At 38.3% G+C, this 12,238-nt stretch carries 18 protein-coding genes and 1 rRNA gene; 10 read left to right on the top strand and 9 right to left on the bottom strand.

Annotation, left to right across the window (positions count from 1 at the left end):
* Nucleotides 1-18 precede the first annotated feature (18 nt).
* The gene (locus CSV76_RS14790) at nt 19-261 is read left to right on the top strand and encodes a hypothetical protein (RefSeq protein ID WP_099626045.1); all 243 of its coding nucleotides are present in this window, start codon (nt 19-21) and stop codon (nt 259-261) included.
* On the opposite strand, the gene CSV76_RS14785 is transcribed toward CSV76_RS14790, so the two are convergent.
* The 3 genes from CSV76_RS14785 to CSV76_RS14775 all read right to left on the bottom strand — a co-directional run bounded on the left by CSV76_RS14785 (nt 227) and on the right by CSV76_RS14775 (nt 1,142).
* Complete coding sequence (locus tag CSV76_RS14785) at nt 227-424, bottom strand: hypothetical protein (RefSeq protein WP_099626044.1); 198 nt, start codon at nt 422-424, stop codon at nt 227-229. The two genes, CSV76_RS14790 and CSV76_RS14785, sit on opposite strands and share 35 nt — an antisense overlap.
* A gap of 38 nt (nt 425-462) precedes the next feature.
* Nucleotides 463-753 carry a helix-turn-helix domain-containing protein gene (locus CSV76_RS14780; RefSeq protein ID WP_099626043.1) on the bottom strand — a complete coding sequence of 97 codons (291 nt, stop codon included), beginning with the start codon at nt 751-753 and terminating at the stop codon, nt 463-465.
* Between the two features lie 146 nt (nt 754-899).
* The gene (locus CSV76_RS14775) at nt 900-1,142 is read right to left on the bottom strand and encodes a helix-turn-helix domain-containing protein (RefSeq protein ID WP_099626042.1); all 243 of its coding nucleotides are present in this window, start codon (nt 1,140-1,142) and stop codon (nt 900-902) included.
* A 169-nt stretch (nt 1,143-1,311) separates the two neighbouring features.
* Between CSV76_RS14775 and CSV76_RS14770 the strand changes: the two genes are divergently transcribed.
* From CSV76_RS14770 to CSV76_RS14740, 7 genes are all read left to right on the top strand, one after another.
* Complete coding sequence (locus tag CSV76_RS14770) at nt 1,312-1,737, top strand: helix-turn-helix domain-containing protein (protein ID WP_099626041.1); 426 nt, start codon at nt 1,312-1,314, stop codon at nt 1,735-1,737.
* A 108-nt stretch (nt 1,738-1,845) separates the two neighbouring features.
* Complete coding sequence (locus CSV76_RS14765; RefSeq protein ID WP_099626040.1) at nt 1,846-2,433, top strand: hypothetical protein; 588 nt, start codon at nt 1,846-1,848, stop codon at nt 2,431-2,433.
* Nucleotides 2,434-2,446: 13 nt separating this feature from the next.
* Nucleotides 2,447-3,019, top strand: coding sequence for an ImmA/IrrE family metallo-endopeptidase (locus CSV76_RS14760; RefSeq protein WP_099626039.1), 573 nt, complete (start codon nt 2,447-2,449; stop codon nt 3,017-3,019).
* Nucleotides 3,020-3,035: 16 nt separating this feature from the next.
* Nucleotides 3,036-4,196 (top strand): hypothetical protein, encoded by a 1,161-nt coding sequence (locus CSV76_RS14755; RefSeq protein ID WP_099626038.1) that lies wholly within the window; start codon nt 3,036-3,038, stop codon nt 4,194-4,196.
* Nucleotides 4,156-4,785, top strand: a complete 630-nt coding sequence (locus CSV76_RS14750; RefSeq protein WP_099626037.1) for a hypothetical protein — start codon at nt 4,156-4,158, stop codon at nt 4,783-4,785. Before CSV76_RS14755 ends, CSV76_RS14750 begins: the two co-directional genes overlap by 41 nt.
* A 41-nt stretch (nt 4,786-4,826) precedes the next feature.
* Nucleotides 4,827-5,333 carry a hypothetical protein gene (locus CSV76_RS14745; RefSeq protein ID WP_158232819.1) on the top strand — a complete coding sequence of 169 codons (507 nt, stop codon included), beginning with the start codon at nt 4,827-4,829 and terminating at the stop codon, nt 5,331-5,333.
* A gap of 81 nt (nt 5,334-5,414) precedes the next feature.
* On the top strand, nt 5,415-6,569 hold the full coding sequence (locus CSV76_RS14740) for a site-specific integrase (protein WP_158232818.1): 1,155 nt from the start codon (nt 5,415-5,417) through the stop codon (nt 6,567-6,569).
* 31 nt (nt 6,570-6,600) lie between these two features.
* Here the strand turns inward: CSV76_RS14740 and CSV76_RS17160 are convergent, their stop codons facing one another.
* The 3 genes from CSV76_RS17160 to comGA are packed head-to-tail and all read right to left on the bottom strand — an operon-like array spanning nt 6,601 to nt 8,778.
* Nucleotides 6,601-6,720, bottom strand: coding sequence for a prepilin-type N-terminal cleavage/methylation domain-containing protein (locus tag CSV76_RS17160; protein ID WP_143560376.1), 120 nt, complete (start codon nt 6,718-6,720; stop codon nt 6,601-6,603).
* A gap of 14 nt (nt 6,721-6,734) precedes the next feature.
* Nucleotides 6,735-7,787: a competence type IV pilus assembly protein ComGB gene (gene comGB / locus CSV76_RS14735; protein WP_158232697.1), complete on the bottom strand. Its 1,053-nt coding sequence runs from the start codon at nt 7,785-7,787 to the stop codon at nt 6,735-6,737.
* Nucleotides 7,774-8,778, bottom strand: a complete 1,005-nt coding sequence (gene comGA / locus CSV76_RS14730) for a competence type IV pilus ATPase ComGA (RefSeq protein WP_085426062.1) — start codon at nt 8,776-8,778, stop codon at nt 7,774-7,776. Before comGA ends, comGB begins: the two co-directional genes overlap by 14 nt.
* A gap of 343 nt (nt 8,779-9,121) precedes the next feature.
* Here comGA and CSV76_RS14725 point away from each other — a divergent pair, with 343 nt between their 5' ends.
* Entirely contained in the window at nt 9,122-9,364 is a 243-nt protein-coding gene (locus tag CSV76_RS14725) for a DUF2626 domain-containing protein (RefSeq protein WP_085426061.1), read from the top strand.
* 62 nt (nt 9,365-9,426) lie between these two features.
* On the opposite strand, the gene CSV76_RS14720 is transcribed toward CSV76_RS14725, so the two are convergent.
* Nucleotides 9,427-10,062 carry an MBL fold metallo-hydrolase gene (locus CSV76_RS14720; RefSeq protein ID WP_099626034.1) on the bottom strand — a complete coding sequence of 212 codons (636 nt, stop codon included), beginning with the start codon at nt 10,060-10,062 and terminating at the stop codon, nt 9,427-9,429.
* 158 nt (nt 10,063-10,220) lie between these two features.
* Between CSV76_RS14720 and CSV76_RS14715 the strand changes: the two genes are divergently transcribed.
* The gene (locus CSV76_RS14715) at nt 10,221-10,403 is read left to right on the top strand and encodes a DUF2759 family protein (protein WP_029054522.1); all 183 of its coding nucleotides are present in this window, start codon (nt 10,221-10,223) and stop codon (nt 10,401-10,403) included.
* Nucleotides 10,404-10,515: 112 nt separating this feature from the next.
* Here the strand turns inward: CSV76_RS14715 and CSV76_RS14710 are convergent, their stop codons facing one another.
* Together CSV76_RS14710 and rrf are read right to left on the bottom strand one after the other, a co-directional pair.
* Nucleotides 10,516-11,547, bottom strand: a complete 1,032-nt coding sequence (locus CSV76_RS14710) for a YqgU-like beta propeller domain-containing protein (RefSeq protein WP_085426059.1) — start codon at nt 11,545-11,547, stop codon at nt 10,516-10,518.
* A gap of 595 nt (nt 11,548-12,142) precedes the next feature.
* A 5S ribosomal RNA gene (gene rrf / locus CSV76_RS14705) occupies nt 12,143-12,238 on the bottom strand; the annotation flags it as partial.

Genomic DNA, 12,238 nt, shown 5'->3' with positions numbered 1-12,238 from the left:
TGGAGGGTGGTGATATTAATGGCTACAAACGTTTATGCCTGCTTATGCGGTAATTGGGTAAATCTAAACGATGATCCCGATTGTAAGATGGGTGGGAATTTATCGTCACCTTCAATTTGGTGGGAAGAAGGTGCAGAAATATGGAGTCCTTTCAAAAGAGCTGTTGAACACACCATGTACCAACTGGACCACGTTCATATTCTTTACAAAGGAAAAGACTATCGAATCAATCCGATGTATCTCCAAATCGTCGAAGGTTAAATTCGACTTCTAGACTTCGTTTCAGTTGCGGTGTGTTGCCGAGCTTCACCTTGGCAGCCTCGCTACTGAACGTCCAATCCACTTGCCCTTTAATCCTCGCCCAATCAGAACTTGATATTCCGTCCAACAGATTTACGAGTTCTTCGATTGTTTGTTTGTCCATCCCTTGCACCTCCCTATATAGAAGATTCACATCCCTGTTCATCCGCTAAAGTTATAAACCAACTCATAATTGCTGCGCTTCTTAATCCATTCGAGCAGTTGATCTGTCACGATCTTGGTGTGTCCGAAATCGTGAGTGACTGGGAAACCTTGAATTTTTGCTGCACGGTGTACTGTTGTGTAACTCACACCCAACAAGTCTGCAGCCTCTTGCAGTGATAGTAAGATTGGTAGTTGACGTTCTCTCAACGCTTCGCCAACCGCCCTATTTACTGCTGCATTGATAAGCTCGTTTAATTCTGTTGCGTTTGTTACAATCACTTCTGACATCTTTCTCCCTCCTATCCAACTTCTTTTCTCACACCCATCAAACTGAACTCGAATCACGGCTCTTTAACTCTGTTTGTCGCTCTCCTAATTGGTTCATGGCGCAGGTGGCTATTCGAATGCAGTTTGCTGGGTGCGAGAATCTTTTACTAAACTACTTCTTTTTGAAACTTCATTTTCAATATAACGGATTCCGTTAGTTTGTTATTAAAAAAAACTTCAATATCTGTCTCTAGTGCTTGAGACAAGATTTTCATTCTTTCAACATCTATTTTAGAGTCTCCATTTTCCATTCGACTGTAAGTCATTGGAGTAACATTTAACTTCTTAGCTAAATGAACTTGCGTAACACCTTTTGCGATTCTGATTTTCTTTAAGTTTTCATGAACCATTATCTCACCTCCATAACTAACGCCTTCCGTTAATTAATACTATACTAACAGATTCCGTTAATGTCAACACTTTTAAATATTAAATTCTCATATTCCGTTAGTTGTGTATCAATATCCGTTAGTTACTGATATTATTTTGGTAATTCAATTAATAATAAAGGAGATTACTATGAGTATAGGAGAACGAATTAAAGCCAAAAGAAAACAATCCAAGTTAACACAAACTGAGCTAGGAAAATTGGTAAACGTTTCTTCTCAAGTAATTTCGAATTGGGAGAGAGGATACAGTGATCCTAACCATGATGATGTAGCTAGGCTAGCCGTCGAGTTAGATTGTTCTACTGAATATCTTCATGGAATATCTGGCGACAAGTTATCAAGTAAAGATGTTTTGGTCGCCGGCCAAGAAATCAACCTAACTACAGAAGAACTCCAACTCTTCAACGAACTAAAAAAACACCCCGTTATGTTTCATGACTTAGCGTCTGATCCGGAGAAGAAAGTGAAAGAGCTCCTGAAGATGTATAAGATGAAGAAGATGTTTTTGGAGGACGACGAAGAACTGGGCGATGGATTTGGGGATTTGGAAGATTGAAGGCAAGGTAATACCACGGTTTAACAAACCGTGTTTATTTTTACATATAATATAGGAGTATCTCACTAAGTCATGTATGTGAGACAAATTAATTAGGAGGGGTTTATTTTGAAAAAACTAATTTTTCTTATCGTTATGATGACTTCGGTGATTGGTTTAACCGCTTGCGGTAGCAGTTCAGATAACACCGAAACTAAAAAAGTAGATGCGGATGTAACGCCACTTGAAACTACTACTTCCTCAGCGGGAGATAAAGTCGAGGTGGAAACCAATATTCCATCCGATAAAGCAGAAGTGAAAAGTTATCTAGATGAAGTCAAAACATCTTATATAAAGCTATCTGATTTAGGTGCTAGATGGGATGAACTGCGTGAAGCCTCGACAACCGGTGAAATTGACGACTATGAGCTTGGAGTATTAATTCAAGAAGAAGTTCTTCCGGCAAATATGGCATTGTTAGAAGAACTAGAAGCAATTCGCACGCCGAACGATGAAACTACCGAGGTTAATGAAATATTAATTGAAGCTATTGGTAACCAGCAACTAGCTTTCACAGAAATATTATCTGCGATAGAAACTGGAGATTCTTCCAAAATCACTTCAGCAAACGCACTATTAAATGACGTTAGAAAAAATGATAGAGAATTTGGTAGAAAAATTGAGCAATTACTTTCTGATTATAACTTAGAATTTTAAAGGTCGTGAGCGTATGCAGCTAAGACACCACACCGACTACTGGGAGGAACGGGCCGACAAGGTCCTCTCCCATTTTTCTTATACATATCCAGATGAAATCGATTTGTATGACATCTGTTGGCGCTACGGTATACGAGTATTGCCCTTGGACTCCCCTTCTATAGAAGGAATAGCAATTAATAAACATTTAAAGGCTTTCTCCATACCGAAGAATCATGCACGACGCGGGACCATCTTCATTAAAGAAGGATTGGATGCTATTGAAACGAAACTGCTGCTTGCGGAAGAGTTCTGTCACTTGTATGCCCATCATCAAACACAATTAAGCGTGGATCAATACACTCTTGGCAAGTGTGAGAATCAGGCGAAGCGTATGGCCGCCTATCTGCTGATGCCAGGACAATTCATTGAAGATGTATATTCGGACGCGTATGAAGCGCCTGTCGTGATCTCGGATATTGCGGATTACTTTCTGGTGAGCGATGAAGTCGCTGCGTATCGCATGGAGTTGGAGTTTCGACATAAGGTGGATGGGTTTGCGGTGTCGCGTGGGAAGTTGGGGACTTTGGAGTGGTTAAACCAATAATAAGGGAGTTGGAAATATGGAGAGCAAAATTACGGTGAAAACCATCAGTAATATAACAAAAGCAGATTGGACTGATTTCTTCAAAGATAATTCGATTAAGGGGTTTACACCTCATGTTAGTTCTGCATCTTACGAACCTTTGAAGCGATATTTGAACAATCATTCATATTTTAAAGATGAAGTAAATAGGAAATTAGTGAATGATTTCATTTTCAACAATATCGCTATAGAAAAAAGCAATCAACACTATCTCTATGGCTTCAGAATCACTAATGCGCTTGAAGCTGATTTCCTTGAAGAGAATGATGTATCCTCTTTAAATATTGATAAAAGTTTCTTTGACGACATAAATGGAGGTAGTAATGTTAGGCTCTTTACCTCTAGGGTTTATGAAGAAGAAGGGAATCTTGAAAATATTATTCTCTTAATTAAAGTTGGAGAAACAACTGACGAAATGAGTAAGAACTTTTTTGTAACGGTCAATATTGATTTCAAAAACTCTTTTTTTAATATTAATTTTTCAAAAAACTCTTTGAAGTTTGTCGATGCTCAAATAGGTAACTTACTTTATACTGTAAAGACATATTTGGAGAGTAACGTCTTCGGAGTTTTTAACATTATACCTGTTTTACATAATGAATATACTTTGAAAAAAGCACTCTTTAACTTGTACGCAGAACTAAGTGATCGCATTGAAGAACGTTTAGAAGGTTTTTTACCTGATGATATGCAAGCAATCACTGCTCGCTTTTTGGATGAAATAAATGTTGAATATAGCGAGAAATTCCTAAATCAAATTACAGCAATCCTGTACCAAGACAGGTCTGGCCTAGATAATATCCAGTTGTATCCAGATGGTTGGGTTTCAAGATTTTTATTTCAAGATGGCGATTGTACAAGAGCTTCTTCCAGAACAGATCAATTAGAACCTATTTATACCTCGCCAATATATTGGAATTTAAAAGAGTTAATTAGAGGAAAAAATGAATTGTTGGACGTCGGATTTGTTTGGATGACTACTATTCTTGGAGAAAACGTTAACATATATGTTAGATTAGATGTATCTAATGAGAATTTAAGCGTCTACTATTACCAAAAAGGACAGTACACTTATTTAAGGAGGGAAAAAGAAAATTATGTTAGACAAAAAATTAGAGAAGTACTTCAAACGAATTGATAAAGATTCACATGTAGTTTTAAACACTGCTCTAAAATCATCAATAAACGATTTCATTCTAGATACAGATAGAATTAAGGATCCATATAAATTCGCTCATCACAACAAACTCGATGTTGAAACTGCTTTACAACTTTTTTTATATTTCACTGATGGTAATCCCGCACCGTTAAATATGTTGATGTATGTTGATTGTCAGGAGCTTGACTGTAAATCACCAATCTATCTAGATGAATGGCAGTCGCATGATTATATTGCCTGTTTACATTGTGCTGAACAATATTTAAAAGAAGATATAATGAGAATGGTTAAAGTTAAGTTTATAAAAAATGACGAATTTTTTATTACTAAACCTCCAACTTGTACCTATGACATATTAACAAGAAGTGATAGTGGTTTAAAGCCATCTCCCGCTATTTTCCAATCCCCATCTATAGCCCAAGATGAAATGAAAAAGAATATAGCGGGAATTCCACTAGATACATTGACGACATTAAACACAACGTCTAAGAAAGAAGCTATTTCGAAACCGCTCTCTGAGCTGGATGAGCGTTTATCTCGAAGTATGATGGATTTTAAAATAACATGAAATTAAAAATGAACTTTATTATGGCTATTATATTGTTTTCTATGATAGTAATAACGACAATATTGCTGTTCAATATAAGAGACTTGTCCGATAAACCTATTATTGATGTCGTCATTACTTCATTAACAAGTATAATCTCTTCTGTATTGGCAGCGTCTGTAGCGTATTATGTAGCTCGTCTTCAACTTAATCACCAAGCTCAGGATTCTGAGACGAAAAGAAAGTTGGAGTATCTAAGCGCTCTACAATTGCTATCCCATGAAATTCAATTTAATAAACAGGTCTTGGATGTAGCTGTTGCTCAAAGCAAGAGTGATGATCTTGCTAAATTGATGGAAAAAAATTTAATAATTGATACATGGAAACAAGCTTCTTTCATTGTTATTCATAATCTTGATCAAGACTTGTTAAATGAAACATCTACTTTGTATTACAATATGTCGATGCTTAAACAAGGATTTTCTCACACGTCCGATTTTATACAACAAACTTATAGTAAATGTGTTGAAGTCGAAGCCAGAATTAAAGTCGAATTACAGAAAAAATAATGCTTTTATATAGTATTATTTTTTTAAACAAAAATAGAACATACATTCCAGTGATATTTATCTAAGAAAGGAGAAATGAAAATGTACTGCAGAACATTAAAAAACGGTAAGTGGTCATGTACTATGGACGCTACACCCGATTCACTGACTGGCAAACGTCGCCAAGTAACACGTCGAGGAGATACGAAGAAAGAAGCTGTTCGCAGAGCACAATTGGCAGCTCATGAATTATCTAAAGAAAGACAAACGACAAAAAGGCTCGTCCAGGATGTATATGACGAATGGTTGAATGTTTATAGGGAAACGGTAAAAGCTTCATCCGTAAAAGTGAGAATGGTGGCTCTGCGTCCTTTTATTGTTAAGCACGGCAATCACTTGATTGGCATGCTGCAAATAAACGACATACAGAACTTTTTGGTCGAGCGACGTGATACAGATATATCGAAAAATCACATTGCGGGTACTCGTACAGCTTTGAATTTAATGTTTGAGTTTGCTTTTAAAAACGGTTATGTAGAAAAGAATATAGTGAAAGATACAGTGATACCTAAAGCGAATAAGAAATCACTGCAAATGCGCAACTCAAAGAAAAAGTATCTGGAGAAAGATGAGATCCGTAACTTCCTGGTTGGTGTAAAATCATCGGGTAGAAGAAACGCTTATTCATTGGCGCTCACCATGCTTTCTACAGGCTTACGTGTCGGGGAGGTATTAGCACTAACGTGGAATGATATAGACTTGGACAAGCACATGCTAGTGGTGAATAAAACCTTGTTTGAAAAATCGGCTGATGAAGGTGGTTTCGAATTTGTTCCACCCAAAACAGAAGACTCCAATCGTACCGTATCGTTTAACAAGGACCTGGCAGAAGAGCTGAAGAAAATGAAAGTGCAATACAATAAAGAAAAGCTGATAGGTTTGCGTGATCCCAAGTCTGAGTGGTGTGATTTAGTCTTTACTGGAAGAAGTGAACAGCCGGTACGAGCCGTGACGATAGGTGCTGTGTTTAATAAAATCTATAAAGCGTATGGAATCAAAGATGTGAGCGGAACGCATATTTTACGTCACACACATATTACGATGTTAGTTGAAGCTGGCGTGGATCTTCCTGTCATTATGGAGCGAGTTGGACATTCCAATATAAATATCACGCTCGACATTTACACTCACGTCACTAAGAAAATGCAACAGAACAGCGATGACAAAATCAACGACTATTTCCGTCAATTTATCTAAAATGAAAATAAATGTGGTCTTTCTGTGATTTTCACTCTCCTGGCAACACCTCATACCGCAGGAAAATACTGCGGTTATAGCCTTCCTTTTGATTTATGTTTGAAATGATCATCATTTCTATTAACGTGAAACCTCTTTCATTCTTTAGCAATGTTTTTCCTCCTCTTAAATACTGTCGATCATTTTATAAACTGGTAGCAGAATAGATAAATAAGATAATAGGATACAGACGGCAAGCACACCAAATAGAGCGGGTTGTAGAATCGCAATCCATTTACTAGCCTGCTCTTCTAGCTGTTGCGTCGTATGTTCGCTATAGAGCATAAGTTCCTTCGACAAATAGCCCGTATCAGCACCATGCTTCGCAAAATCTGCAAGTCTCGGTGACAGCCCATCAGTTAAACGGATCGCTTCATGCAAAGATTCTCCATAAATAATTTGTTGACTCAGTTCGTTTGTGATAACAGATAATATAGGGTCTTCTGTCTGTTCATTCAGAACCGCTAAGGCGCTTTGCATCGATAATCCTGACTGCAGTAAACTACCGAGTTCACTCGCAAAATCTCTAGTTTTCATTTCACTATAGAATGTCTTCAGCCCAGGAACTTTCAAAATATAGTGTAAAGCCTCGTATGGGGACAACTTTTTCAACCATATTCGGCTTAACAAAAAAACAACACCTAAAATAACTGCTAGCACTAACAATACATCTGGTATGGAAGACACAAGCTTTGGCAGTAATTGAACGAGTCCACCTTCTTCATTCGCCCGCATTACAGTCAACGCTTCAAAATTCGGCAGAAAAAACTGTCGGAATGCTACTAATAAAAGTAGTAAGAAAGAAAACAGCACACTTGGATAAGCTAATAGTTTACGAATCTGTTTTTGCTTCTCCACTTTACGATTGACACGATCCGCTACTTCTTTCAACGCGCGTATCAAGTTGCCATCTACTTCCGCAATCACAATAGGAAGCATAATACTATTACCGAATCCTAAACCCTTCAAAATATGTGAAACCCCATATCCCATCTTTAATTGCTCTTCAACTTGTTGAAGTTTCTCTTCATATTCCTTTGTGTGGTAGGGTAAGATCAAAATAAGACCTTCATGGAATGTATAGCCTTCTTGTATTAACACGGAAAGTCGCACTAAAAACTCGGCTGGTTTTATTAACTTTTTATTGGCAGACTGACTGAATATTTTATTCCGAATCATAAGGAACCTTTTCATACAAAGCTTGCTGTACTTCGATTTTCTTATCAAATGGCGTTATAAACCTTTGACCATTACCCATAGCTTCGGTCACTAATTGCAATTCTGCTTCTTGTAATATCTCAAAAACCGCTGCTGTTTCTCCAGACTGTTGGGTAATCAAGCGTTGAGCGGATATTGCGATAATCGTCTGTCTAAGTTCTTCCATATGAATGCCAAGATCCAGCAAACGATACAAGCAACCGACAGGATCTTTCGCATGGATGGTGCTAAGAACCAAATGTCCAGTCAACGCTGCTTCAACAGCGATCTTAGCCGTCTCTGCATCACGTATTTCACCGATCATAATAACGTCAGGCGAATGTCGTAAAATAGCTTTTAATCCCGCAGAATATGTAATACCCGAGCGCTCATTCACTTGGATTTGCAGTAGATGACTGTGATTATTCTCAACAGGATCTTCTAGTGAAATGACATGACGCTTAAGTTCGCTTACACAATGCGATGTCAAAGAGTAAAGTGTAGTTGTTTTACCTGAACCAGTGGGTCCTGTGACAAGAAACAGCCCCTGTTTGCATGCAGCGGCTTCGACTAATTGTTCAGTCCAGTCAGGATTAAAGCACAACTGATTTAGCGGGACGATCTTGTCATGTTTTTGAATGCGGATGGCAACACTTTCTCTCAATTGAATAGATGGGATTGTTGAAATGCGAAAAGAGAAGTTACAGTCGAAGAATGATCGATGAAAGGAACCGCTTTGGGGACGACGCTGTTCACTAATATCTAATGAAGATAAAAATTTTAAGAATGAAATTAAACGGCCACCTAATGTGTGTGGATACTCACCGATCTTTGAAAAGTACGAGTGCTTGCGAATGGTTACGTCATATCCTTGTGTCGTGGGAACAAAGTGAATATCCGTCGCTTCAGACTCAATCGCTTTCTCAAGCAGTTGTAAACATGTTTTTTCTATAGGGTTCTTATCAATTTCCATAGTTTTCTCCTTTCTCCATTCGACAAAAGACCACTTTTCATCTTAAAAAGAAGTATATAGGGAAATTAAATTGTTTAAAAACACACTACATTTGTGTTAATTCATTTTTGATAGTCAATATTCAGTCAAAACTTATTTCTTATCAAGAATTTGCTATCAAAAATCAATTTTCACATTATTTTAGTTCATGTTCTGTTATACTGTAACTAGCTACTGTCTAAAGCCGTACACATAAGTACACTCTTTTGTCACAATGTAAAATCGATTGGAGTTTACTTTTAGGCTGACGTTCTATTATAATGGATAAGAGCTTATTGTAATGTTGTGAAGGAGGGATTCTTAGATGGATAATATGTTTAAACTTTTAGGATTCTGGTCAGGTATTTTTGCTGTAATGTTCTATGTAGGAAATATGATTCCAGCTTCTTTACTTATGGTCGCAGGTACTATCTTCTTTATTCTACTTGGATACTTGAAGCTTTCAGAGCGTATGTATATTTACTTATTCGGAGCATACCTGATGATCTTCATGGTTGGTTTCAGTTACTATTCAATCTTCATTCACGTACCTGGTGGAGGACACTAATCCGTACATACAAAAAACAGCTTCCTCAATGGAAAGCTGTTTTTTGTTTATTTTACTTTTGATCAAAATCCGTGCAAGTAGGGATTCTGATCTTTTTCGTTTCCAGGTGTCGTTGCAGCTCCATGTCCTGGATAGATCAACATTTCATCGTCAAGTGTCAACAGTTGTTCATGGATCGCTGTAAGCAATGTTTCTGTGTCGCCCCCTGGCAAGTCCGTACGACCGATACTTCCTTGGAACAATGTATCCCCTACGATGGCGAATCCATCCTCTTCAAAGATATAGCAAACGCTTCCAGGAGAGTGTCCAGGCACGTGACGCGTCTCCATCTTAAAAGGACCTACTTCTAAATATTTTTCATCATGAAGTAGGACGTCAGCTGGATTACAAATGACATCTGGCAGTACCGGATATTTCGCTGAACCGTTTAACTCGGGATTTGCAAGCCACTTCTTTTCTGCCACATGCAAATATACAGGGATATCATATGCAGTACGAATTTTTTCCAACGCACCTATATGATCAAAGTGGGCATGTGTCAGCATAATAGCAACAGGCTTCAGTGATAACTTTCGCAATTCAGAAAGCAAAGCTTCCCCATCTTCGCCTGGATCAAAAATTAAACAATTCTTTTTTTCGTCTTCCAATATGTAACAATTCGTCTGAATTGGACCTAGTGGATGTATATGTACTCTCATTTATCTCACCTCTTTGTCTAATATTAATGAATACGGACACAAATTTCAAATATTGTTCATTATTTAATCTCGACAAAACGTTTCATTAACAGTACAATAGAAGAGGAATATCGCTTTATGGCATTCATTTTTTCAATGTTGAAAGGAGTGTCTACTCAATGAATTTATTAGTCATCATTTTTGGATTGATTGCAATCTTAGCAGTCTTTGGAACGGTCCAAGCTTTTAAAGAGCGGAATCTTTTAAGTATTGTTTTCAATGTGGTAACGGTTGTAGTTATCGGAGGATTTACGATTGCTACTGTTATATATTCAGGATACCCACCACAATTACACAAATAAGTTCCAAAAAATAAGGACACCCCTTTATCGGGGATGTCCTTATTTTTTTGGTTGGAGAGTGCTTCGTCAGCCACATACTTCGATCAAACTCACTTACCTTTTATAGCTAGTTTTATTCCAATGGTCCAATCTCCAACCACTTCACAGCCTCACCAGTCTCTACATCAATCCACGTATCCAAGTTGTACCCCGTTAGACACTTGTTACCTTTACAATCAAGCGAGCCGCCTTCTGATAGCTCTTGACGCTTCACTTCCTTGCCATCCTGTATTTCTACTAGAAAACTCGTCGGCATCATTTCAGTTTGATTGGTGACGGTCATCATCAGCGTATTTTCATCCATAAACACCACTTGGTCCATCATAAAAGAATCATCTTCTGCAAGCCATGTGTTCATCTCTTCTCCCACTGTATCTAGCACGGAATACCGTATGTGCTCACCGTCAAACGTTTCAATCAATACTCGACCACCCGCTGAATAAAACTGATTGACATCTTTCGCGAGCACTGTTTTCTCACCAGTTGATAGTGATTCTTTCAATAAGTCCGTCTCTTCCATATATACCAGCTCTTCGGTGCCTAACCAGCCAGGAAATGGATCAGCAAGTTCTACTGCCACCAAAGTATCGTCATTCGCATCATATCGTATAATGTCATAACTCCAATCTTCAGCGAAAGCTGTAATCAGTATTTGCGAAGCATCGATATCATTCCATTGAATCTCAAGTTCTGAAGATTCTACTGACACTTCATTTAATGCATTCCCATCATGATCGAGTATATGTATAATCGCTTCAGTTGAGTCTTTTGCTGTTTTGACGAGTAGTTGCGGAACAGAAGAGTGAATTTTTACCTCAGAGATTATGGAAGAACTCGTAAATATAGTATGTATTTCTCCAGTCTTCAATTCAAACGATTGAAGACGATCATCTGCAGCATGATGATCCACGTACATAATTGTTGTTTCATTTAACCAACCTACAACGAATCGAATCTCGTCTTCAGTAGTAGTTAATATTTTCAAATCTTGTGCCTCTAGTGGAACTTCATTTTCTGTTGTTTGCATTTCAGTTTTAGCATCTTTGGTTTGCGTACAGCCTATGAGGAGACCTGCACACGCTATTGGTATAAGTATTTTCCTCATTTCTTGCACTTCCTTTACTATTTATACTTATAAAGGGTCTACATAAAACGCTGAAATGTAGTGAATAATATGCAATTGTAATTTATTAATCACAATCAGCTATCGGACTCATGATACCACTTGTTCGTCCACAAAGCAGTTGAAAGCTTTAATAACTTTATAAATTGGGGGCGATGAGCGGTTGCGGGAGGCTATAGAGCGGTGAGCACGGCTGATAGAGCGGTCGCAGCGTGCGATAGAGCACTTAGCGATGCCAATAGAGCAGTCAACGCGGTGGATAGAGCGCTTATGGAGAAAGATTGATCGATACATATTTATTGGTGAAAATTAGCTACGTATTGAAGGCTATGAGCGGTTGTGGGGGATGATAGAGCGGTGAGCACGGCGGATAGAGCAGTCACGGGGAGGGATAGAGCACCCAGCAACATCAATAGAGCGGTCAACGCTACGGATAGAGCGCTTACGAAGAACGATTGATCATATCAAGCTAGCTAGATAACACAAGAAATGAAGGAATCATCCACTTATTACAGCAAACATGCATGATCCCCTAAAACCACAAAAAAGCCACTCCCCAAAGGGAATGGCTTCGCGTGCCTAGCAACGTCCTACTCTCACAGGGGGAAACCCCCAACTACCATCGGCGCTGAAGAGCTTAACTTCCGTGTTCGGTATGGGAACGGGTGTGACC

The sequence above is a fragment of the Sporosarcina sp. P17b genome (assembly GCF_002743115.1).
GTDB classification, from domain to species: Bacteria; Bacillota; Bacilli; order Bacillales_A; family Planococcaceae; genus Sporosarcina; species Sporosarcina ureae_C.
The sequence above is the reverse complement of the archived record's forward strand: the minus strand, read 5'-3'. Positions and strand labels throughout refer to the sequence as shown.